Below are 19794 nucleotides of genomic sequence, written 5' to 3' on the forward strand. Positions count from 1 at the left end.
TATTGTCCGGTTGCGTGTTTCAGAGCGCCACCGGCATGCGGCTCCGGGCCGAGTGCGCCGCCGCCTCCAGGATGCGTCCGAGGAGCACCCCGTGCCGGGCGTCGTGGCGGCTCGGCCGGCCGGCGAGCACCGCCGCGAACTCGTCGAGGACGAGGGCGCGGGGCGAGTTCTGCGTGCCGAGCGGGACGTGGTCGACCCGCTCCCGCCGGTGGATCTCGATGCCGTCCGGCGCCTGGCGCAAGGTGCCGAGGGCGCAGGAGACGAGGGTCAGACCGTAGTGCGGCTGATGGGGCGCGTCGTTCCGGATCGCCGTCCTGGCGCGGATGTATTTCGCCGACACCTCGTCCGCCGCGGCGACCGGGGGCTGCTTGGCGCCCGCATCCGGGAAGCCCCATTCGCCGATGTTGCGCGTCAGCAGCACGGTGTTGAAATGGCCGTAGCCGTTATAGCTCGCCGTGCCCACCGCCCCGCCGGCGAATTCCAGCGTCAGGGAAAAGGCGCCTGTGGTCGGCCGTGCCGGGTCCACGTCGTAGAGGTGCGCCCAGACGCGGGTGACCGTCTCCGGCAGGATGGTGGTCAGGATGTCGATCTGGTGCGAGCCCTGCCGATAGAGCACGCCGCCGCCCAGATCGAGCCGCAGTTCCTCCGGGCGGCGCGGGCGGTAGACCCAGTCCGTCGCGCACAGCGTCTGCATCGTCATCACCGGTCCGAGCTCGCCCGAGCCGACGATCTCGGCCATGGTGCGGACGGGCAGGTCGAAGCCATGGGAATGGCCGACGACGAGGCAGCGGCCGGCGCGCTCGGCCGCTTCGGCGATCGCCTCACACTCCGCGAGGGTGACGGCCATCGGCTTTTCCATCACCAGATGGCGGCCGGCGGCGAGTATCGCGAGCGCCTGGGCGTGATGCAGATCGGTCGGCGTCGCCAGATACACGCAGGGCACATCCTCCGCCGCCAGCATCTGCTCGAGGTCGGCATAGACGCGCACGCCCCATCTTTCCATGGCCTGTCGCCGCGCCTCCTGCCGGGGCTCGACGACGCAGGCGAGGGAGAACGCCGGGTGCTTCAGGATGGCGTCGGTGAAGGCCAGCCCCGCCAGCCCGAGACCGACCACCGCGATTTCGCAGGGCATCGTTCGATCGGTCGTGCGGCCTCTGGCGGCGGTGCCCGTCGGAGGCCGGGCCTGTTTCATTCGGCCGCCTGCAGCGGCTGGGAGGGCTCGTAGACCTCGACCAGATCGTCGAGGATCGGCGAGAAGCGCATGTGCGTGCGCAGCAGCCAGGACTTCATGCCGTCCGAGTTGTGGTGCTTCTTCCGCTCGTTCGGCAGCTCGATGAGCTTGTTTTCCGCCACATTGCGGAAAGTGTTCATCGGCTCCTGCCCGGCCTCGACCTTCTTGATCTCGCGGCGGAGCATGCGGCGATAGGCGGCGATGCCCTGATCGGTCGAGCCGAGGTTCTCGGTGGTGCGGTCGGTGATGCGCCCCTGCGAGATCCAGGCCATCATGTCCTGGCCGTCCACGTTGTCGACGATATAGTCGCCCTTCTCGTCGAAAATCGGCACCTCATAGGTATAGAGCCGGTTGAGCAGATGCTGCGGCACCTTCCTGCCCGCAGGCGGGACATAGGCGGTGTACCAGATGTGCAGCGTGTTCTCGTCGTCGACCGGCACGCGGATCTGGAAGGCGTAGTAGCGCGAGCTCTCGTCGCCGTTGCCCACCGACAGGGTGTTGGGAAAGAAGACCGGATGGCCGACGCGCCAATCGTCGGATTCCTCGGACTGCCCGACGAGCAGGCGGTGCTTGGTGATGCCGTACTTGAATTCGTTGAAGGCGATCTTCGCATGCGGCGCCGAGATGGCGACCTTCACGTTCTCCTGCTCCTTGACGAATTCGTAGAGATGGCCGTGAAGCCATTCCGTGTGCACCGGATCGAGCGAATTCTCCATCGCCTGGAGCCAGTTGATCGGAATGATCGTGCGCCCCATCATGCGGATCGTTCCCGGCACGACGAAGCCGTCGATGCGCGGCAGCAGCGGCGCGGGGTCCGGCCCGAGATAGGCCCAGAGCATGCCGCCGAGCTGCTCGACCCTGTAGCCGCCCGTCTTGATCTTCTGGCAGAAGGACTGGCCCTCGGGCTCGTTCGGCTGCTCGACGCACTGTCCCTTGTGATCGAAAGCCCAGCCGTGATAGGGGCAGCGCAGCCCGTCCTCGGTCGGAATGCCGTTGACGAGCGAGGCGCGGCGGTGCGGGCACTGGCGGTCCAGCAGGCCGACCTTGCCCGAGCGGTCGCGGAACAGCACCAGATCCTGCCCGAGCAGACGCACCGGGATCGTCCACTTCTCCTCCAGGTCCTCGATTGCCGCGACCGGATGCCAGTACCGGCGCATCAGTTCGCCTGCCGGCGTGCCCGGGCCCACACGGGTGAGCATTTCATTCTGTTCTTTGGTCAGCATGTGCCGTCCTCCTCATTGCATGCTGGGTCCCCATCAGGGGCACTTGCGGGGGAGAGCAGATCGTCCTGCCGGGGATCCTGCGTCGTTCTTTCAGCAGATGGCGCAGTTTGTCCCGGCCCCCTATTATTGTTAAGTGATTAACAAAAAATCCCGTTCGCGTCAATCTCGAAAATTTCGAAAGTGGCCCGCAAATGCCGTTCACGCCTGACGCATTGACTATTCTCGCCGCAACTGGAAAGAACGACGATCATGACGAGCTCGTACGACCGCATTGCCCACCTGCTCAAGCTGACGTCGAAGAGCGCGGCGCGCGCGCTTCAGACCCGTCTTGCGCGCGAGGACATCAACTACGGCTTCTGGACCTTTCTGCGCATCCTGTGGGAGCAGGACGATCTGACGATCACCGAACTCTCGCAGGCCGCAGGCGTCGCCAAGCCGGCGGTGGTCAACGCGATCCAGGCGATGGAGGCGCGCGGTTTCGTCACGCGCGTCAAACGTGACGGCAACGCCAAGGCGGTCTATGTCCGGCTCACCGACGAGGGCCGGGCGCTGCAGGAGAAGCTGGTGCCCTATGCCCAGGAGGTGAACGCGATCGCCATGCGCGGATACAGCGACAAGGAGATCGAACAGTTCCGCCAGCAGCTTCTCCGGATCCTGAAGAATCTCGAGGACGCCGCCGAGTAGGGCGGGACACCGCCCCGCCCCGTTTCCGTGCGCGCGCACCCAGCCGGTGCGCACCCTCCCTCAGATCGAGGGGATGATCCTCGCGGCCGGCAGCAGCTCGCCGAGCAGCGTCGGCGGCCACGGGATTCTCAGGAAATGATCGAAGATCAGCCAGATCAGCAGCGACGTTCCGATGGTCATCCCCGCGCAGAGGCCCCAGCGCTCGCGATTCTCGACCCGCATGTAGAGCACGATGAAGACCAGCGCCGCGGGCAGCAGGCCGATCAGGGCCATCAGCGCCATGATGACCAGCATCCAGCCGAAGAACAGCATGCCGCGCAGGAAGACCGTGCCGTTGGACAGGCCCTGGTGATCCGCCACGAGGTCCATGCCGCCTTCCATGATCGCCTCGTCGGCTCCGGCGTTGGTGCCCTCGCCGGGCGCCGAGACCAGATCCGCGCGACGCAGGGGGCGCGTGAAGATCTGCACGATCAGCGACAGCGACAGGCACACGAGGCAGAAGACCCCGACGATCATCGGCCCGAGCCGTGCGGACGCCGCGAAACCGTTGGCCACGGTCACCATGACGACCGTCAGCAGCAGGAGCGCGAGCGGCAGCAGATCGGCGAGCGCCACGCGCGGCATGCTGAAGCCGGGGGACGTGCGGCGCAGCTTCAGCCGGGCGCGCAGCGTCGCGAAGATGGGCTGGATCATGATCAGCGCCGACAGCGCGAAGACGATCATCACGGTCGGGCGCGTCAGCCATTCGGTCCCGTAGCGCCCCATGGAGATGAACATGTACTGCTCGATGAGACCGCCCAGCACGAAGCCGAGGATCAGCGGCGGACGCGGCCAGCGCAACTGCTTCATCACCCAGCCGACGAGGCCGAAGATCAGCAGCGCGTAGATGTCACCCCAGTCGCGATTGCCCTGGAAAGCGCCGAGATAGACCAGAATCAGGGCCACCGGAATGATCAGCGTATAGCGCAGCGTCGCGAGTTTCGCGAGCTGGCCGCTGAGCAGGAAGCAGAGCCCCGCGCCGAGGATATTGGCGAGCGCGACCGACCAGATCATCGAGTAGGTGATGTCCAGATGCTCGTTCAGCATGCCCGGTCCGGGCACGAGGCCCTGGATGATGAAGGCCCCGAGCAGGATCGCCATCGAGGCCGAGCCCGGCACGCCGAAGGCGATCGTCGGGATCAGGGCGCCGGCGGTATTGGCGTTGTTGGCCGCCTCGGGCGCGATCACGCCGCGCACATCGCCGGTGCCGAACGTCTTTTTCGCGCCGGGAACCACTTTCGAGGCGAAGCCATAGGCGAACCAGTCGACCACCGAGGAGCCGAGGCCCGGCAGTGCGCCGATCAGGGTGCCCAGCGACGAGCAGGCCAGCACCAGGGGCGAGTTGCGCAGCGTATCCTTGAAGCCCTGCCCCATGCCGCCGGTGATCTGGCCGTTGGCCTTGGCGGCTATGACGACGCGCTGGATGGCGAAATCCGCCAGTTCCGGCAGGGCGAAGAGCCCCAGCGCGACGGGAAGCAGCGGCAGGCCGTCGTAGAGGTAGATGGTGTCGAGTGTCCACCGCATCTCGCCACCCTGCGGATCGGCGCCGATCATGGACAGGAGAACGCCGAGGCTCGCCAGGGACAGGCCGCGCAGGGGCGAGTTGCCGGACAGGACCGAGACCATCGAGATGCCGAAGACCGAAAAGGCCAGCAGTTCGGGCGAGCCCACCTTCAGCATGATCGGCCGCATGACCGGAATGCAGAGCGCGAGGATGGCAGCGGCGAAGACGCCGCCGATCATCGAGGCGGAATAGGCCGCCGAGAGGGCACGGCCGGCTTCGCCGTTGCGCGCCATCTTGTGGCCGTCGAGCACGGTGGCCTGCGCCGACTGCGACCCCGGAACCCCGAACATCACGGCCGGGATCGTGTCGGACGTCGCCATCACCGAGGCGAGGCCGAGCAGGAAGGCGAAGGCGGTGTAGGGATCCATCCCGAACGTGAACGGCAGCAGGAGGGCGATGCCGGCGACGCCGCCCACGCCTGGAAGGATACCGATTATGAGGCCCAGCACCACACCGCTGAACAGGTAGAAGATGCGGTGAAGTTCCAGGATCATCGACAGGGCATTGCCGGCGGCTTCAAGCATGGCGGCAATCCCCGGCTGCAAGCCCGCCTTGCTGCGGGAACGGATTGATGAGGCTGCGCAAGATTCTGTCCTGAGAATAGGAAATGGCGGAGAGACGGCTCCCGGGACCCCGATCCGGCCGGGCCGGATCGGGCTTGATGCACTAGTGGGCCATCAGGACCGGGGTTTTCAGATCGGCCAGGATCTCGTGGGTCGTGCCACCCAGAATATCCTCGCTGAACTTGGAGTGCTCATAGGCGCCCATCACCAGCAGGTCGGCGCCCTGGTCCTCGGTGAACCGGCGGATCGTGGCGGCGACCGAGCCGTGGCGCGACACATAGACCGCGCTGGCCTTTATGCCGTGGCGCCCGACATGGGTGAGCACTTCCTCCGACCAGAACTGCGCGCGGTCCTTCTGGTGCCCCACGCAGAGAATGACGACTTCCGTGAAGGACTGGAGGATGTGCAGCATCGCCGACAGGGTCCGCGCCGCGGCCCGGCGGCCGTCCCATGCCACGACGACCTTGGGTGCATCCGGCAGCGCGGCCGCCTTCTCGGGCACGACGATCACCGGCTTGCCCGACCGCAGCGCCACGACGTCCGGCGACAGGACATGCTCGCGCTCGGGCTTGGCGCCTTCGCTCGAGATGATGCACAGATCATAGTAGCGCGCCGCCTTCGTCACCGAAACCGTGGCGTCGCCGGTCAACGGCAGCCAGTGCAGATCGTCCGGGCGTGGAAAGCCCTGCGTGTCCTCTCCGAACTTCCGCTGTGCCTCCGAGATGACCTCATGGTTCATCCGGCGCGAGATCTCCTCGAAGTCCTGGCGCAGCGCGCGCGGAACCCAGTTGTTGCCGCCCCAGTAGTCGCGCGGCGGCTGGTAGGGAAAGGCGGCCGTCAGATGCGCCCCGCGCTGCTCGGCCAGCCGCCAGGCCACGCGCAGGGCGTCCTGCCCGGCCGTCGTCCCGTCATAGACGACCAGAAGGTCCTTGATTCCCGACATAGGTTTGTCCCCGTGCAAGCCGGCTGCGGCGGACAGGCGCCCGCCGCAGCCGGACCGGTCAGTGCCGGATGATGGAAATCATCTTCTCGATGATCGCGGGGTCGGACCCATAGACGGCCTTGACCGTCTCGGCCAGTGCAGCCCCGTCCGAGGGGACGATGTCGAGCCCGGAGGCCTTGGCCGCGGCGAGGAACTCGGGGTCGCTCATCGTGGCCATGAAGGCGTTGCGCAGGGCTTCGAGCCGGTCGGCCGGGATATCCGGCGGGGCGACGAAGGGACGGCCGAGATCCATCGTGGCGTTGATGAAGCCGGCAAGGCCCCGGCCCAGATCGTCGCTCGCCAGATCCTGCGCCAGCGGCACGTCCTTGAGATCCTCGATCGGCGTCTGCGTGTACTGCACCGGCAAGACGACGACATTGTCCCGAAGCCAGTCGAGGCTCGACAGCTTCAGCGTCGACCAGGACCAGCCGCAGCGCCCGTCGATCTCCCCGCGCTCCATGGCGAGCGTGATCTCGTTGCCGCCGGGATAGCCGTCGATGATCTTGAGGTTGGTGCCGGCGATCTCGTTCAGCACCAGCGCCTGGACGTTGGGATCCGAGCCCGCGCCGGTGCCGCCCACGGTGATTTCCTTGGTTTTCAGATCCTCGATCGACTTGATGCCGGCCGCCGTGTTGAAGCCGCAGAGCGATATCTCGGTATTGGCGTTCCCGATATAGTTGAGCTCGGTCGCGTCGAAGCTGGCCGCATTGTTCTTCAGCAGCGGCTCGAACGGCGCGCCGCGCGCGACCGCGCCGAAGGCCGTGCCGTCCTTGGGCGCGGCCCGATAGAGCCAGTTGGTGAGCTTCAGGCTGCCGGCGCCGGGCATGTTCACCGGCACCACCGTCGGGTTGCCGGGGATGTGCTTGCCGATATAGCTCGCAACCAGCCGGGCATAGGTGTCGTACCCGCCGCCCACGGAATAGCCGATGTACAGGTTGACAGTCTTGCCCCGATAGAACTCTTCAGGCGTCTGAGCCTGGGCAACCGCCGGCGCCAGGCCCAGCAAGGCCACAGCAACGGTACAAAGCGCGGATTTCAGCGTCATTGATTTTTCCTCCCTTGAACAATCATCGTGACGATCTAGATGACAAAACCCTCCAGCGTCTCCGGTGCAAACAGCTCCTCGACATCGACGAGCCGTTTGGACAGTCCCTGCTCGTGGTGGTAGCGCAGGAAGGCCGTGAGCGTTTTCTCGTTCTTCTCCAGTCCGTAAGGCCAGAAGTCCCTGCCCATGGCGCTGACGGCCTCCTCGTAGCCGTGCACCGACCACGGCAGCGAGGATTTCATCGCCGCGGTCTCGCCGAGGCCCTCGAGGCACAGATCCTTGGACAGCGTGAAGGCATCCAGCAGCGCACGCGCGACCCAGCGGTTCTCCTCGTAGAAGTCGCGGCGCAGGGCGACGGTGTGCATGATCGGGAAGATCGAGGTGCGGGCGAAGTAATCCGCCTCGACCTCCTTGAAGTTCTCGAACAGGCGCACGACCGGACCGCCCGGGCCGGTGTAGGTCGAGGGCTTGCGCGCGGTATAGAGCGCGTCGATCTCGCCGGCCGCCAGCATCCCGGCCAGGGTCTTGCCCGGGCCGATGGGCTGGACGTCGAATGTCGGCGGCAGGTCGAGCTTGATCTTTTCCTCCCGGTTCGGCTCTTCCTGGCCGCCGGTGAAGTAGGTCACCGATTCCGGTTTCACCCCGTATTCGTCCGACAGGATGCCCCTGATCCAGACCGGCGCCGTCATCTGGTACTCGGGGCAGCCGACGCGCTTGCCCACCAGATCCTGCGGCGTGCGGATCCGCGAGTCGGCATTGACGTAGATCGACCCGTGCCGGAAAAAGCGCGACGGGAAAACCGGAATCGCGACGAAGGGCTTGTCCTCCCGGTTGAGCGTGACGGTGTACGAGGACAGCGACAGTTCCGAGGCATGGAACTCCCGGTAGCGAAGCTGGCGAAAGAAGGTCTCCTCGACCGGCATGTTCAGAAAGTTCAGCTCGATTCCCTTGGGCTTGACCTCACCACTGATGATCGCGGCCATGCGGTCGTAGTCCCAGCAGCCGAAGTCCAGGCGCAACTTGCTCACAAATGCCTCTAAAAGTTGGTCCATCGTCAGGGGTAATGTGACGAGCCAAGCTGCACACAATCAAATATTATTTGTATATCTTTGACCTGTTAAAATCTTATGGCTTAGAGTGCCGACATGCCGACAGAGCCTGCGGGGTCGGGACGGCCGGGGGTTCCGGCCTCCGGCAAGGGGCCGGACGCAGCCGACGCCGGTTGCGTCCGCGCGGACCGGCAACATGGCCGGAGGCCGAAAGCAAGGGTCGCGAGCGCCGGCCGGCCCGACCCGCGAGGTTTTGTCAGGCGCTCTCGATCCGCCAGGAGAGCGTTTTCCAGAGCGTTTTCCAGAGAACATTTTCCGTGGAGGGTATCCGTGATCACGACACGCCAGCTTCGCTACTTCTGGCAGATCGCGCAGAGCGGATCGGTCACCGAGGCGGCGCGCGTCCTGCGCGTGGCGCAACCGGCCGTCAGCCTGCAGATCAAGGGCCTCGAGGACACCCTCGGCCTCAGGCTGCTCGAGAGGACCGCGCATGGCAGCCGCCTGACCCCGGCCGGGGAGATCTTCCTCGAAGGGGTGAGCGACATCCTGCAGCGGATGCGGGCGCTCGAACAGCAGATGCGCGGACTGGCGGGCAGTTCCGAGGGCGTCATCCGGCTCGGGCTGCCGCCTTCGATCGTCTATCTGCTCAGCTCGGACACCATCGACAGGCTGAACAACCACAGCGGCGGGCATGTGACCATCGTCGAGGCCCTGTCCGCGGCCCTGCTGCCGCAGTTGCAGGCCGGGGAGCTCGATGCCGCGCTGATCTTCGAGGTTCCGCCCCAACGGTCGGGGACGCGTGTGCCGATCCTGCAGGAGTCGCTCTATCTCATCGAGCGTTCCGAACAGCCGCTCGACAATCCGTTCGCGGGTGACGCAACGGTCGACATCTACCGGGCGCTCGGAGGCGAGATGGCCTTTTACAGCCACAGCGACACCATATGGCGGCTGGTGAACGCCGTCGCGGCGCGCCTGTCGATTCCGGTGCGGATGGCCTACGAGGTCTCATCCCAGCAGGCGATCCTGCGGCTGATCGAATCCGGCCTCGCCGCGACGATCATGCCCTATGGCCTGATGGCGCACATGCAGACGACGCGGCACATCAGGGCGAGCCGAATCGACGACCCGCGCCTGTTCCGGGTTCTCTACTACCTGACACCCGATACGCCCGCCCGTCCCGGGCTTCCGGCCTATATCGAGCACATCCTGGCGGACTATCGGCGCAAACTGCCCTATCACCGCTCGCTCGAGGACCACTGAAAGAGCCCGATGACGAGCCGGCAGACCAGCGGGCCGAAAAGCACCACCACGAAAAGCCGCGCGACCTGCAGCACCATGATGAAGGACATGTCCGCGTGAACGTTCACCGCGATGAGCGCGATCGCGTCGATGCTGCCCGGCACCGTCGCGAGAAGGCCGCTGGGCACGTCGACATGGCCGATCCAGGCAAGCCCCACCCCCATCAGCGCCGAGAGCACGAGAAGGACGAGAACGCCCGCCGCCAGCTTGGGCATGACCGACAGGCCCCTGGCGAGAATGGGGCGCGTGACGCGCACGCCGACCTGCGTGCCCAGCAACGCGAAGGCACCGGCGATGACCCATGCCTCGACCACGAAGTCGATGCCGAGGACGGTGCATGTCAGCCCCATCGCGATGCCGGACAAGGTCGTCCCGGCGGGCAGGAAGTGCAGATACCGCCCGATCAGCGCCGAGAGGGCGATCATCGCCACGGTGAGCGCGCTGGCCTGCAGCGGCGTCTGCCCGGCCAGGGTCTGCCCGGCCACACCCGGCGCGGGCGGCGGCTGGACGAAGGCGAAGGAGGAGACCCAGGCCAGCAGCACGATCAGGACGATCAGCCGCATCAGCTGCAGAAATGCGACCATCACGCTGTCGAGGCCACGCTCCTCGCTCAGCGCGATGACGCTGGAGGCCATGCCGGGCAGGAACCCCCAGACCCCGACTTCGGGATCGAGGTGCGCCCAGCGCGCGACCAGCGCGCCGACGAGGCAGGACAGGAAGAGCGTGAGAACCACGAAGATCAGGACCACGTGCCAAAGCGTCACGGCTTGCATGAGCATCGCCGGCTGCAGGCTTTCCGCGATCATCAGCGCGACCACGGCCTGGGCGATCGACAGGCCGATGCGGGGCATCCTCATGCCGGCGCCGCTGATGCCGAAAATGCCCGCGACCACCAGCGGACCGATCAGATAACCCGCCCCGAGGCCCAGGTCGTACAGAAGCACGCCGCACGCAAGGCCAAGGCCGAGCATCGCGATCCAGATGAGGATTCGTCGGACGTTTCGGGGAAAGGACGGGATTGGCACGTTCGGTTCCTGTCAGATCGCGCCGTCCCGCGACGCAACGGATGATGCTCTTCGCTCCGGCGGCCCGGCGTACCGGGTCCGCTCATAGATCGGCAGGCTGCCTCCCGCCGCAGCCCGGACGCGCGGGCGGGCGGCTGAGCGAACTGAGCGGCCGAATGGCCTTTTCGAGCAGATCCATGAACGTCCGCGCCTCGGCCTCGTCGAGCCCGCCCAGCATGACGCGCTGAGCCCTGAGAACCGACGGCGTCATCGCGTCGAGCTGCGTCCTGCCGGCGGAGGTGATGGAAAGCTGGCGCGTGCGCCGGTCGGTCGTGCTCTGCCGGCTGTCGACCAGCCCTTTCTGCACCAGCCGTTCGACCACACCGCCGGTGGTGGTCCGGTCAAGCGCGATCATCCCGGCAAGCCGCGTCTGGTCGATGTCGGGATGCGCGGCGATGGTGAACAGCGCGGCATACTGGACAGGGGTCAGGTTGACGGCCCCCGCCCCCTTCGTCTCCGACAGAAAGACCGCGACGGCGATCTGCTGCATGCGTCGTATCAGGTGGCCGGGCAGGCGTGCCAGCTCCATCTCAAGCTCCATAGGGGGAAACAGGTCAATTGACAGCATACTGACTATATGCATACTGTCCATTAAAAATCTCACCAGACACAATGACTTCGGACGACGGGCCGGGCCGGCGTGCGCCGGGCGGGGTGTGTCCGTCCGCGTGGTGGGCAGCGGAGGAACGATCCATGCAGTTTCACCTTGATGGCTTTCAAGCGGGCGATCCGTCGTTTGCCCGTCCGTCCGCCGAACGTCAACCCATCCGGGACGGGGAGGAGATGGATGTCCTCATCGTCGGATGCGGCCCGGCCGGTCTGACGCTCGCCGCGCAGCTCGCGGCCTTCGGCGACATCCGCACGCGGATCGTCGAGCGCAAGAGCGGGCCGCTGCTCCTCGGCCAGGCGGACGGGATCGCCTGCCGCACCATGGAGATGTTTCAGGCCTTCGGCTTTGTCGAGCGGGTCCTGAAGGAGGCTTACTGGGTCAACGAGACCACGTTCTGGAAGCCGGATCCCGGAAACCCGGCCCGCATCCTGCGGCACGGACGGGTGCAGGACACGGAGGACGGCCTGTCGGAATTTCCGCACGTCATCCTCAATCAGGCGCGGGTGCACGACTTCCTGCTCGACAGGATGCGCGCCGGGCCGGCGCATCTGGCACCGGATTACGACACGGACCTCGCCGGCTTCACCCGTGCCGGGGACGACGACCTGCTGCGCGTCACCCTGCGCGGGGCCGATGGCCGCGAATTTGCGGTCGGAACGCGCTATCTCGTGGGCTGCGACGGCGCCCGCAGCACGGTGCGCAGGCTGATGGGGCGCTCGCTCGTCGGCGATTCCGCCAACCAGGCCTGGGGCGTGATGGATGTGCTGGCGGTGACCGATTTTCCCGATATCCGGTTCAAGACCGCGATCCATTCGGCCAACGAGGGCAACATCCTGATCATTCCGCGCGAAGGCGGCTATCTCGTGCGGCTCTACATCGAGCTCGACAAGCTGCGCGGCGACGAGCGGGTATCCTCGCTGAACATCGGCCCGGAGCATCTTGCCGCCGCCGCCCGGCGTATCCTTCAGCCCTATGCCTTCGAGGTGAAGGAGGTCGCCTGGTGGTCGGTCTATGAGATCGGCCAGCGGCTTTGCGAACGCTTCGACGACGTCGAGGCCGGGGATCCCGACCGGCAGCCCCGCGTCTTCATCGCCGGCGACGCCTGCCATACCCACAGCCCGAAGGCCGGGCAGGGAATGAACGTTTCCATGCAGGACAGCTTCAACCTCGGCTGGAAGCTCGCGGCCGTCCTGCGCGGGCGGGCGTCGCCGTCGCTGCTGCGCAGCTATTCGGACGAGCGTCAGGCCGTCGCCCGGGAACTCATCGACTTCGACCGCGAGTTCGCCCGGATGTTCAGCGCCCCGCCCCGGACCTCCGGCCGGGCGGACGATGCCGGCGTCGACCCCGCGGAGTTCCAGGCCTATTTCGTGAAGCAGGGCCGGTTCACCGCCGGAACCGCGACATGCTATCGCCCCTCGCGCATCGTCGGGCCGGGCCGGCATCAGGCGCTGGCGCCGGGCTTTCCGGTGGGCATGCGGTTCCATTCCGCACCGGTGATCCGGGCGGCCGACGCCCGGCCGATGCATCTCGGCCACGTGCTCGAGGCGGACGGCCGCTGGCGCCTGATCGCCTTAGCCGACGCGCACGGCCTGACGCCCGACGCGCCGCTCGGGCGCCTGCTCGATTTCCTGGCCGCAGACGCCGCCTCACCGCTTGGCCGCTACAGCGCCGACGGCGCGGACATCGACGACGTCATCGATCTGCGCATCGTGCTGCAGCAGCGGTTCCGCGAGGTCGATCTCGCGGCGCTGCCGCCGCTGTGCCAGCCGCGCAAGGGGCGCTACGGCCTTCGGGACTACGAGAAACTGTTCTGCGCGGATGCCCGTGAGGGCCGCGAGATCTTCGACCTGCGCGGCATCGACCGCGAGCAGGGCGCCCTCGTGATCATACGGCCCGACCAGTATGTCGCCGACGTGCTGCCGCTCGCCGCCGTCGCCGAGCTTGCCGCGTTCTTCGACGGCGTCCTGCTGCCGGCGGCGAATGGTTCATCCGGAAACCCGGCGGGCCTATAGTCGCGCCGCCATCCTCCCCCGATATCCCGATATGGAGTAGCTATACTCGTGTCGGCGGCTGAGCCCGGCGCGGAGAAAGACATGATTCGGGAGCGGTGGTGAGCGGCGATACCGGCGATGGCGATGTCCCGGGGATTCTGCGGCGCATCGTCCATATCGACATGGATGCGTTCTACGCCTCCGTCGAACAGCGCGACAACCCGGAACTGCGCGGCAGGCCCGTGGCCGTCGGCGGCTCGCGGGAGCGGGGCGTCGTCGCCGCCGCAAGCTACGAGGCGCGCCAGTTCGGCGTGCGCTCGGCGATGCCCTCCGTCACGGCCCGGCGCAAATGCCCGGAGCTGATCTTCGTCCCGCCGCGATTCGACGCCTACCGCGCCATCTCGCAGCAGATCCGGGCGATTTTCGCCGAGCACACGCCGCTGATCGAGCCACTGTCGCTCGACGAGGCCTATCTCGACGTCACGGAAAACCTGCAGGGCATCCCCAGCACGACCGAGGTCGCGCGGCGCATCCGGGCGAAGATCCGCGCGGAGACCGGCCTCACGGCTTCCGCCGGCGTCTCCTACAACAAGTTCCTGGCGAAGCTCGCCTCCGACCAGAACAAGCCGGACGGACTCTTCGTCATCACGCCGCGCATGGGGCCGGCCTTCGTCGAGACGCTGCCGGTCGGCAGGTTCCACGGCATCGGCCCGGCGACGGCGGCGAGGATGAACAGGCTCGGCATCATGACCGGCCTCGACCTGCGCGCGCGCTCCCTCCCCTTCCTGCACGAGCACTTCGGCAAGGCCGGGAGCTTCTACTACTGGATCTCGCGCGGCGTCGACCATCGCCCGGTGCAGCCGAACCGCATCCGCAAGTCCATCGGCAACGAGGATACCTTCGACACCGACCTGTTCGCGCCGGAAGAGGCGCGCGATGCGCTGCAGCCGCTGATCGACAAGGTCTGGCGCTACTGCGAGGCGCACGACATCCGCGGACGCACGGTGACGCTCAAGGTGAAGTACGCCGATTTCCAGCAGATCACGCGCAGCCATACCCTGCCCACGGCCTACGACACGCGGGAAGCCGTCGCAGCGGCGGTCGACACGCTGCTCGTCCCCCTCTTCCCCACGCCGAAGGGCATCCGCCTGCTCGGCGTAACCCTGTCGTCACTGATCGACAGGGACGAGGGGGAACAGGCGCCGCGCCAGTTCGTCCTGCCGATCTGAACCGGAAAGCGCGCCGACGCCGATCAGACGGTCATTCCGGCCATGCTCATCAGCAGGCGGAAAAGCACCGCCACAACCGCCAGCGCACCGACGCTGGCGATCCAGATGAGCATCAGCCAGCCGATGCGGCGCAGCCAGGGCTTTCGATCGGCAGGGGCCGGCATCAGTGATACCCCTCCCCGGCCTTCACCTTGCCGCGGAACACGTAGTAGGACCACGCGGTATAGGCGAGGATGAAGGGGATGATGAACAGCGCGCCCACGAGCGTGAAGCCCATGCTCTGCGGCGGCGCGGCCGCCTGCCAGACCGAAATGGCCGGCGGAATGATGTTCGGCCACAGGCTGATCGCCAGCCCCGAATAGCCGAGGAACAGCAGCAGCAGCGACAACACGAACGGCGCGGCGTGGCTCTCCGTGCCCAGCGTCTTCAGCAGCAGCCAGCTCGCCAGCAGGACGAGCACCGGCACGGGAGCGAAGAAGAACAGGTTCGGCAGGGAAAACCAGCGGGCGGCGATATCGGCGTGGGCCAGCGGCGTCCAGAGGCTGACGATGCCGATCATCACCAGCAAGGCAATGGTGATCGGACGGCCGAGCGCGCGCATGCGCCGCTGCAGCTCGCCCTCGGTCTTCATGACGAGCCAGGTAGCGCCGAGCAGCGCATAGGCAACCAGAAGCCCCACGCCCGTGAACAGGCTGAACGGCGTCAGCCAGTCGAGCAATCCGCCGGCGTAAGCGCCGTCCTCGACCTCGAACCCATTGATGAAGGCGCCGAGCGCCACGCCCTGCGAGAAGGCGGCGATATAGGACCCCCAGGCGAAGGCCCTGTCCCAGAACGGCTTGTGCGCCTCGTCCGCCTTGAAGCGGAACTCGAACGCGACACCGCGCCAGATCAGGCCCGCCAGCATCAGCACCAGCGGCAGATAGAGCGCGCTCAGGATCACCGCATAGGCGAGCGGAAAGGCGGCCAGCAGCGCTGCGCCGCTGAGCACGAGCCATGTCTCGTTGCCGTCCCAGACCGGCGCCACGCTGTTGACCATCGTGTCCCGGTCCATGCGATCGCGCACGAACGGGAACAGGATGCCGATGCCGAGATCGAAGCCGTCCATGATGACATACATCATGAGACCGAAACCGATGATGATGGCCCAGACAAGAGGGAGGTCGATGCCCATGGCTTATCCTCCTCGGCCCGGCGCGGGGTCGATGCCGTCGGGCGCCGCCGACAGCAGACGGGCGGGCCGATGCGACTGGCCCTTATCGCGGGGCGGGGGCTCATCAGCGCTCTCGCCCGGCCCTTTCCCGACGAGCTTCAGCATGTAGCTGACGCCCGTGCCGAAAACCGCGAAATACATCATGATGAAGAGGATGAGCGTGGTCGAGAGCGCGAGCGCCGAATGGCTGGACACCGCATGCTCCGTGCGCATCACGCCGTAGACCACCCAGGGCTGGCGACCGATCTCGGTCGTGTACCATCCGCGAGGATGGCGACGAGACCCGATGGCCCCATCCACGTGGCGAATCGCAGGAACCACGATCGCTCGAAGAGCCTGCCGCGCCAGCGCAGCCAGACGCCCCAGACGCCCAGCAGCAGCATCAGCAGGCCGAGGCCGACCATGACGCGGAACGACCAGAAGACGATGGTCGAATTCGGCCGGTCTTCCGGCGCATATTCGCCGAGGCCGGGGAACTGGCCGTCGAGGCTGTGGGTCAGGATGAGGCTGCCGAGCCGCGGGATCTCCACCCTGTAGCGGGTTTCCTCCGCCTGCATGTCCGGCCAGCCGAGCAGGATGAGCGGCACGCCGGCGCCCGGCTCGTTGCGCCAGTGGCCTTCCATCGCCGCGATCTTGGCCGGCTGATGCTTCAGGGTGTTGAGACCGTGCAGGTCGCCGATGGCGATCTGCACGGGTGCGACGACGAGCACCATCCACATCGCCATCGAGAACATCGTTCGTACCCGGGCATTGTCCCGGCCACGCAGCAGATGCCACGCTCCCGACGCGCCGACGAACAGCGCCGTGGCAAGGAACGCCGCCACGGTCATGTGGGCCAGGCGGTAGGGGAAGGACGGGCTGAAGATCACCGCGAGCCAGTCGACCGGCACGACGACGTTGTCGATGATCTCGTAGCCCTGCGGGGTTTGCATCCAGCTGTTCGAGGCAAGGATCCACGTGGCCGAGATCAGCGTGCCGATCGCCACCATGATCGTGGCGAAGAAATGCAGGCCCGGTCCCACCTCTCCTATCACAATGTATGGTTTATCAGCATACATGAATAGGCTACATATGGCCGCAGCCCTCGGCCGAGCTGTCGGTCCAAGGGGGCTGCGGAAACCGACGGGGGGTTTCCCAGGGGTTGCCCGTGGCTATAATGGCAGACCCTCGGACTGGCCGGGAGAACGGCCGGTCCTATTTGACACTCCGTCGCGTTGCCGGGCCATTCCACGCGCGGGCCATCCACAGCGCCTCTATTCCACGCAGCCATGAGATTCGATCTCGCTGACATCAAGGCGTTCGTTACCGTGGCGAAGCTCGGCAGTTTCACCGCCGCGGCCGCGGAGATGCACCTGTCGCAATCGGCCCTGTCGCGCCGGATCGACAAGCTCGAAGCTGCCCTGAACGCGCCCCTGCTCAAGCGCACGACACGGAAGGTCAGCCTGACGCCCGTCGGGATGGAGTTCAACCGGCGTGCGACGGAGCTTCTGCACAATTTCGACGAGGCCCTGTTCGGTATCGGCGATTTCACCAGGAGCATCAGTGGCGAGGTGACGATCTCCTGCATGCCGTCCGCGATCCGCTTCTTCCTGCCGCCGATCCTGCGCATCTATCACACGCGCTACCCCGGCATCATCCTGCGCCTCGTGGACCACGGCGCGACCGAGGCGATTTCGGCGGTGAGGCGCGGCGAGGTCGACTTCGCCTTCAACCATATCGAAACGCCGGATCCCGCGCTCACCTTCGAGCGCGTGCTGGAGGAGCGCATCGTGCTCGCGTGCCAGCCGACCCATGCGCTGGCCCGCAAGTCGCGGGTCAAATGGGCGGAGCTGGCCGCCTTCGACTACATGACGGCGAGCAGGACCAGCAGCAACCGGCTTCTCATCGACCTCGCCCTCGCCGCCATGCCGGTCAAGCTGAGCCCGTTCTGCGAAACCCCGCACGTCTCCACCCTCGTCGGCCTCGTCGAGGCGGGCATGGGCATCGCGGCCGTCCCCAGCATCTGCATGCCGATCGGCGCTCATCCGAATCTCGTCAGCGTGCCGCTGGTCGCCCCGATCATATCGAGAAAGATCGGGCTGATCAGCAGAACCGGGGCGAAGCTCGCGCCGGCGGCGCAGAAACTCTACGACGAGATCCTCGCCGTCAGACAGGCGCGGCACCAGATGTTCGAACCCCCGCTTTGACGGGTCCCGCCCGGCGTCCGGAGACATGCGTCCGGATGCCGGAGGTTGCCGTCTCGCGCCGGCGATCCACCCGGGAAGGTTTCCGAGCGGCTTGCCTCAGTCGCGGAAGGCCTTGAGGCCGTCGAGGTCCGGGTCGGAGAAAAGGCGCATCGCCGTATCGGCCAGACGCGCGGCCCTGTCGGCGCTCCACCCGCCATGGGCGCAATTGGCGTGAAACTTCTCCAGGATCTCGTCCAGGCCCAGCGGCTCCCGGACCCCGCCGCGCAGATGCGGCTGACGCGCCTCGACCACCCGTCCGTCATCCAGCGTCACGATCACCGTGCCGGTATAGTTGCGGGGATACTCGTCGTCCGGATCGATGACATAGGAGACGCGCTGCGCCAGCGCGAGAATGTCGGCCGCCGCGATGCGCTCCTGCGTGAACTGCCGCAGCCCCGCGGCCCTGTCCAGCAATCCGGCGGCAACCCCGAACGGCACGCTGAACTTGGCCGAATAGGGGGTGCTCGGCCGCCGCTTCTCCGCGAGCGGCTCCCAGAGGCGATGCACGGTGCCCTCCCCCACCTTGCACAGGATGGACGCGATGCGATCGACCGGAATGCCCTCTCCGGCCAGCCGGATGGCGCAATCGATAAAGGGCTGGACCATCGTGCCGCAGGCATAGGGCTTGAAAGCGATGCGCCCGCAGTACCAATCCTCGCCCAGCGCGGCGGTGAGCCGCGTCAGATCGGGCGTGATCTGCTCCACCCCGAACGCGAAGAAGAACCCGTGCTCGCCCTCGAAAACGGTGCGCGGGCCAAGAAAGCCGGCGCGCGCCAGCAGGGCCGCGCGGATGCCGCTCTGCGCTGCCCAGCCCGGATGCACGCGCTTCGTCCACGTCCCCTCGGCCAGATATTCGATGATGCCGGAGGCGAAGCTGCCGGCAATGCCGAGTGCATCGACGATCTGTCGTTCGCTCATGCGCAAGGCGACGGCGACCCCGGCGGCGGCCCCGAGCGCACCGGCGACGGCGGTCGGGTGGAAGCCGGCGCGATGCTGCGCCGTCGGCGCGACAACGGCCATCCGGCACATCAGCTCCGTTCCCGCGACGATGCCGCGCAGCGCGTCGGAGCCGCCGGCCCCGAACCGCTCGCAAACGGCGAGGACGGCGGGCATCACCACCGCGCTCGTGTGCATGGGCGAGCCCTCGAAGGTGTCGTCGTAGTCCTCGCCGTGCACCGCCGTGCCGTTGACCAGCGCGGCGCCCGCCATGTCGAATGTCCGGGCCTGCCCGAACGCCGTGCAATCCCCGGCCCCGTCCCAGCTATCGACGACGGCGCGCACATAGCTTTCCCGTCTCGCGGAGACCGCGAGCCCGGTGTGATCGATCAGGGCCCGAACGGCGGTTTCGCGGACGGCGGTCGGGATCGCCCCGACATCGAGCGCGCCGGCCCATCGGGCAAATTGTTCCGCAACCGCTTCGCCTCGTTCCGGAATTTCATGTGTGGTCATCGGATCCTCCTTGGGGTGTCTGCAACACAAAGCCGGCGGGCTCCGAAGCTTCCACCGCCGCCGGCTGCGCGACGCGGACGGCCCTGCCGGCCTTGCGCATCTCGGCGAACAGCCAGGCGGCGGACGCCAGCATGCCGGCGAAGACGAGAAAGGGATAGGCGCTCGGCCCCAGCGGGTCGACTGTATCGAGCGACGGTATCTGGAACGTCGCGTCAATATAGGCTGCGGCCAATACTGCCGTACAGACGATGATGATGTGATCATGCGTCATCGGATCCCCCCCTTGCCGCGTCGTTCGTGGCGCGGAACCGTGCACGATAGACCCGTGCTTGTTGTC

Annotated in this window: 17 protein-coding genes and 1 pseudogene; 5 read left to right on the forward strand and 13 right to left on the reverse strand. The window is 66.8% G+C overall.

All coding sequences use genetic code 11. The features are described from left to right. Window positions 1–19: 19 nt before the first annotated feature. Together ACUSIJ_RS24175 and ACUSIJ_RS24180 are read right to left on the reverse strand one after the other, a co-directional pair. Window positions 20–1132, reverse strand: coding sequence for a Gfo/Idh/MocA family oxidoreductase (locus ACUSIJ_RS24175; RefSeq protein WP_449310988.1), 1113 nt, complete (start codon window positions 1130–1132; stop codon window positions 20–22). A 56-nt stretch (window positions 1133–1188) separates the two neighbouring features. After that, the gene (locus ACUSIJ_RS24180; RefSeq protein WP_449310989.1) at window positions 1189–2454 is read right to left on the reverse strand and encodes a Rieske 2Fe-2S domain-containing protein; all 1266 of its coding nucleotides are present in this window, start codon (window positions 2452–2454) and stop codon (window positions 1189–1191) included. Between the two features lie 249 nt (window positions 2455–2703). Here ACUSIJ_RS24180 and ACUSIJ_RS24185 point away from each other — a divergent pair, with 249 nt between their 5' ends. Next, window positions 2704–3138 (forward strand): MarR family winged helix-turn-helix transcriptional regulator, encoded by a 435-nt coding sequence (locus tag ACUSIJ_RS24185; protein WP_449310990.1) that lies wholly within the window; start codon window positions 2704–2706, stop codon window positions 3136–3138. A gap of 60 nt (window positions 3139–3198) precedes the next feature. On the opposite strand, the gene ACUSIJ_RS24190 is transcribed toward ACUSIJ_RS24185, so the two are convergent. The 4 genes from ACUSIJ_RS24190 to ACUSIJ_RS24205 form a co-directional block, all read right to left on the reverse strand. Beyond that, window positions 3199–5265 carry a tripartite tricarboxylate transporter permease gene (locus tag ACUSIJ_RS24190; RefSeq protein ID WP_449310991.1) on the reverse strand — a complete coding sequence of 689 codons (2067 nt, stop codon included), beginning with the start codon at window positions 5263–5265 and terminating at the stop codon, window positions 3199–3201. Window positions 5266–5407: 142 nt separating this feature from the next. Next, complete coding sequence (locus ACUSIJ_RS24195; protein WP_449310992.1) at window positions 5408–6247, reverse strand: universal stress protein; 840 nt, start codon at window positions 6245–6247, stop codon at window positions 5408–5410. A gap of 58 nt (window positions 6248–6305) precedes the next feature. After that, window positions 6306–7331, reverse strand: coding sequence for a Bug family tripartite tricarboxylate transporter substrate binding protein (locus ACUSIJ_RS24200; RefSeq protein WP_449310993.1), 1026 nt, complete (start codon window positions 7329–7331; stop codon window positions 6306–6308). A 35-nt stretch (window positions 7332–7366) separates the two neighbouring features. Then, entirely contained in the window at window positions 7367–8359 is a 993-nt protein-coding gene (locus tag ACUSIJ_RS24205; protein WP_449310994.1) for an ABC transporter substrate-binding protein, read from the reverse strand. A 351-nt stretch (window positions 8360–8710) separates the two neighbouring features. On the opposite strand from ACUSIJ_RS24205, the gene ACUSIJ_RS24210 reads away from it, so the two are divergent. Continuing rightward, the gene (locus ACUSIJ_RS24210) at window positions 8711–9640 is read left to right on the forward strand and encodes a LysR family transcriptional regulator (RefSeq protein WP_449310995.1); all 930 of its coding nucleotides are present in this window, start codon (window positions 8711–8713) and stop codon (window positions 9638–9640) included. On the opposite strand, the gene ACUSIJ_RS24215 is transcribed toward ACUSIJ_RS24210, so the two are convergent. Continuing rightward, entirely contained in the window at window positions 9616–10704 is a 1089-nt protein-coding gene (locus ACUSIJ_RS24215; protein ID WP_449310996.1) for an AbrB family transcriptional regulator, read from the reverse strand. The genes ACUSIJ_RS24210 and ACUSIJ_RS24215 overlap by 25 nt on opposite strands. Window positions 10705–10786: 82 nt before the next feature. After that, window positions 10787–11272, reverse strand: a complete 486-nt coding sequence (locus tag ACUSIJ_RS24220) for a MarR family winged helix-turn-helix transcriptional regulator (protein ID WP_449310997.1) — start codon at window positions 11270–11272, stop codon at window positions 10787–10789. 164 nt (window positions 11273–11436) lie between these two features. Between ACUSIJ_RS24220 and ACUSIJ_RS24225 the strand changes: the two genes are divergently transcribed. After that, window positions 11437–13365, forward strand: a complete 1929-nt coding sequence (locus tag ACUSIJ_RS24225) for an FAD-dependent monooxygenase (RefSeq protein WP_449310998.1) — start codon at window positions 11437–11439, stop codon at window positions 13363–13365. Window positions 13366–13526: 161 nt separating this feature from the next. Next, window positions 13527–14573: a DNA polymerase IV gene (gene dinB / locus ACUSIJ_RS24230; RefSeq protein ID WP_449311010.1), complete on the forward strand. Its 1047-nt coding sequence runs from the start codon at window positions 13527–13529 to the stop codon at window positions 14571–14573. A gap of 23 nt (window positions 14574–14596) precedes the next feature. Here dinB and ACUSIJ_RS24235 read toward each other — a convergent pair whose 3' ends face one another. The 3 genes and pseudogenes from ACUSIJ_RS24235 to ACUSIJ_RS24245 form a co-directional block, all read right to left on the reverse strand. Further along, on the reverse strand, window positions 14597–14737 hold the full coding sequence (locus ACUSIJ_RS24235; protein WP_449310999.1) for a DUF2474 domain-containing protein: 141 nt from the start codon (window positions 14735–14737) through the stop codon (window positions 14597–14599). Beyond that, a complete protein-coding gene (cydB, locus tag ACUSIJ_RS24240) occupies window positions 14737–15744 on the reverse strand; it encodes a cytochrome d ubiquinol oxidase subunit II (RefSeq protein ID WP_449311000.1) in 1008 nt (335 codons plus the stop codon). Before cydB ends, ACUSIJ_RS24235 begins: the two co-directional genes overlap by 1 nt. 3 nt (window positions 15745–15747) lie before the next feature. Continuing rightward, a pseudogene (locus ACUSIJ_RS24245) lies at window positions 15748–16841 on the reverse strand (cytochrome ubiquinol oxidase subunit I). Window positions 16842–17051: 210 nt separating this feature from the next. On the opposite strand from ACUSIJ_RS24245, the gene ACUSIJ_RS24250 reads away from it, so the two are divergent. After that, window positions 17052–17969: a LysR family transcriptional regulator gene (locus tag ACUSIJ_RS24250; protein WP_449311001.1), complete on the forward strand. Its 918-nt coding sequence runs from the start codon at window positions 17052–17054 to the stop codon at window positions 17967–17969. 96 nt (window positions 17970–18065) lie between these two features. Here the strand turns inward: ACUSIJ_RS24250 and ACUSIJ_RS24255 are convergent, their stop codons facing one another. Further along, window positions 18066–19457, reverse strand: a complete 1392-nt coding sequence (locus ACUSIJ_RS24255) for an MmgE/PrpD family protein (RefSeq protein WP_449311002.1) — start codon at window positions 19455–19457, stop codon at window positions 18066–18068. Then, complete coding sequence (locus ACUSIJ_RS24260; protein ID WP_449311003.1) at window positions 19444–19728, reverse strand: hypothetical protein; 285 nt, start codon at window positions 19726–19728, stop codon at window positions 19444–19446. The genes ACUSIJ_RS24255 and ACUSIJ_RS24260 overlap by 14 nt, the downstream gene beginning before the upstream one ends. Between the last annotated feature and the right edge of the window lie 66 nt (window positions 19729–19794).

Source organism: Pseudochelatococcus sp. B33 (assembly GCF_053570585.1).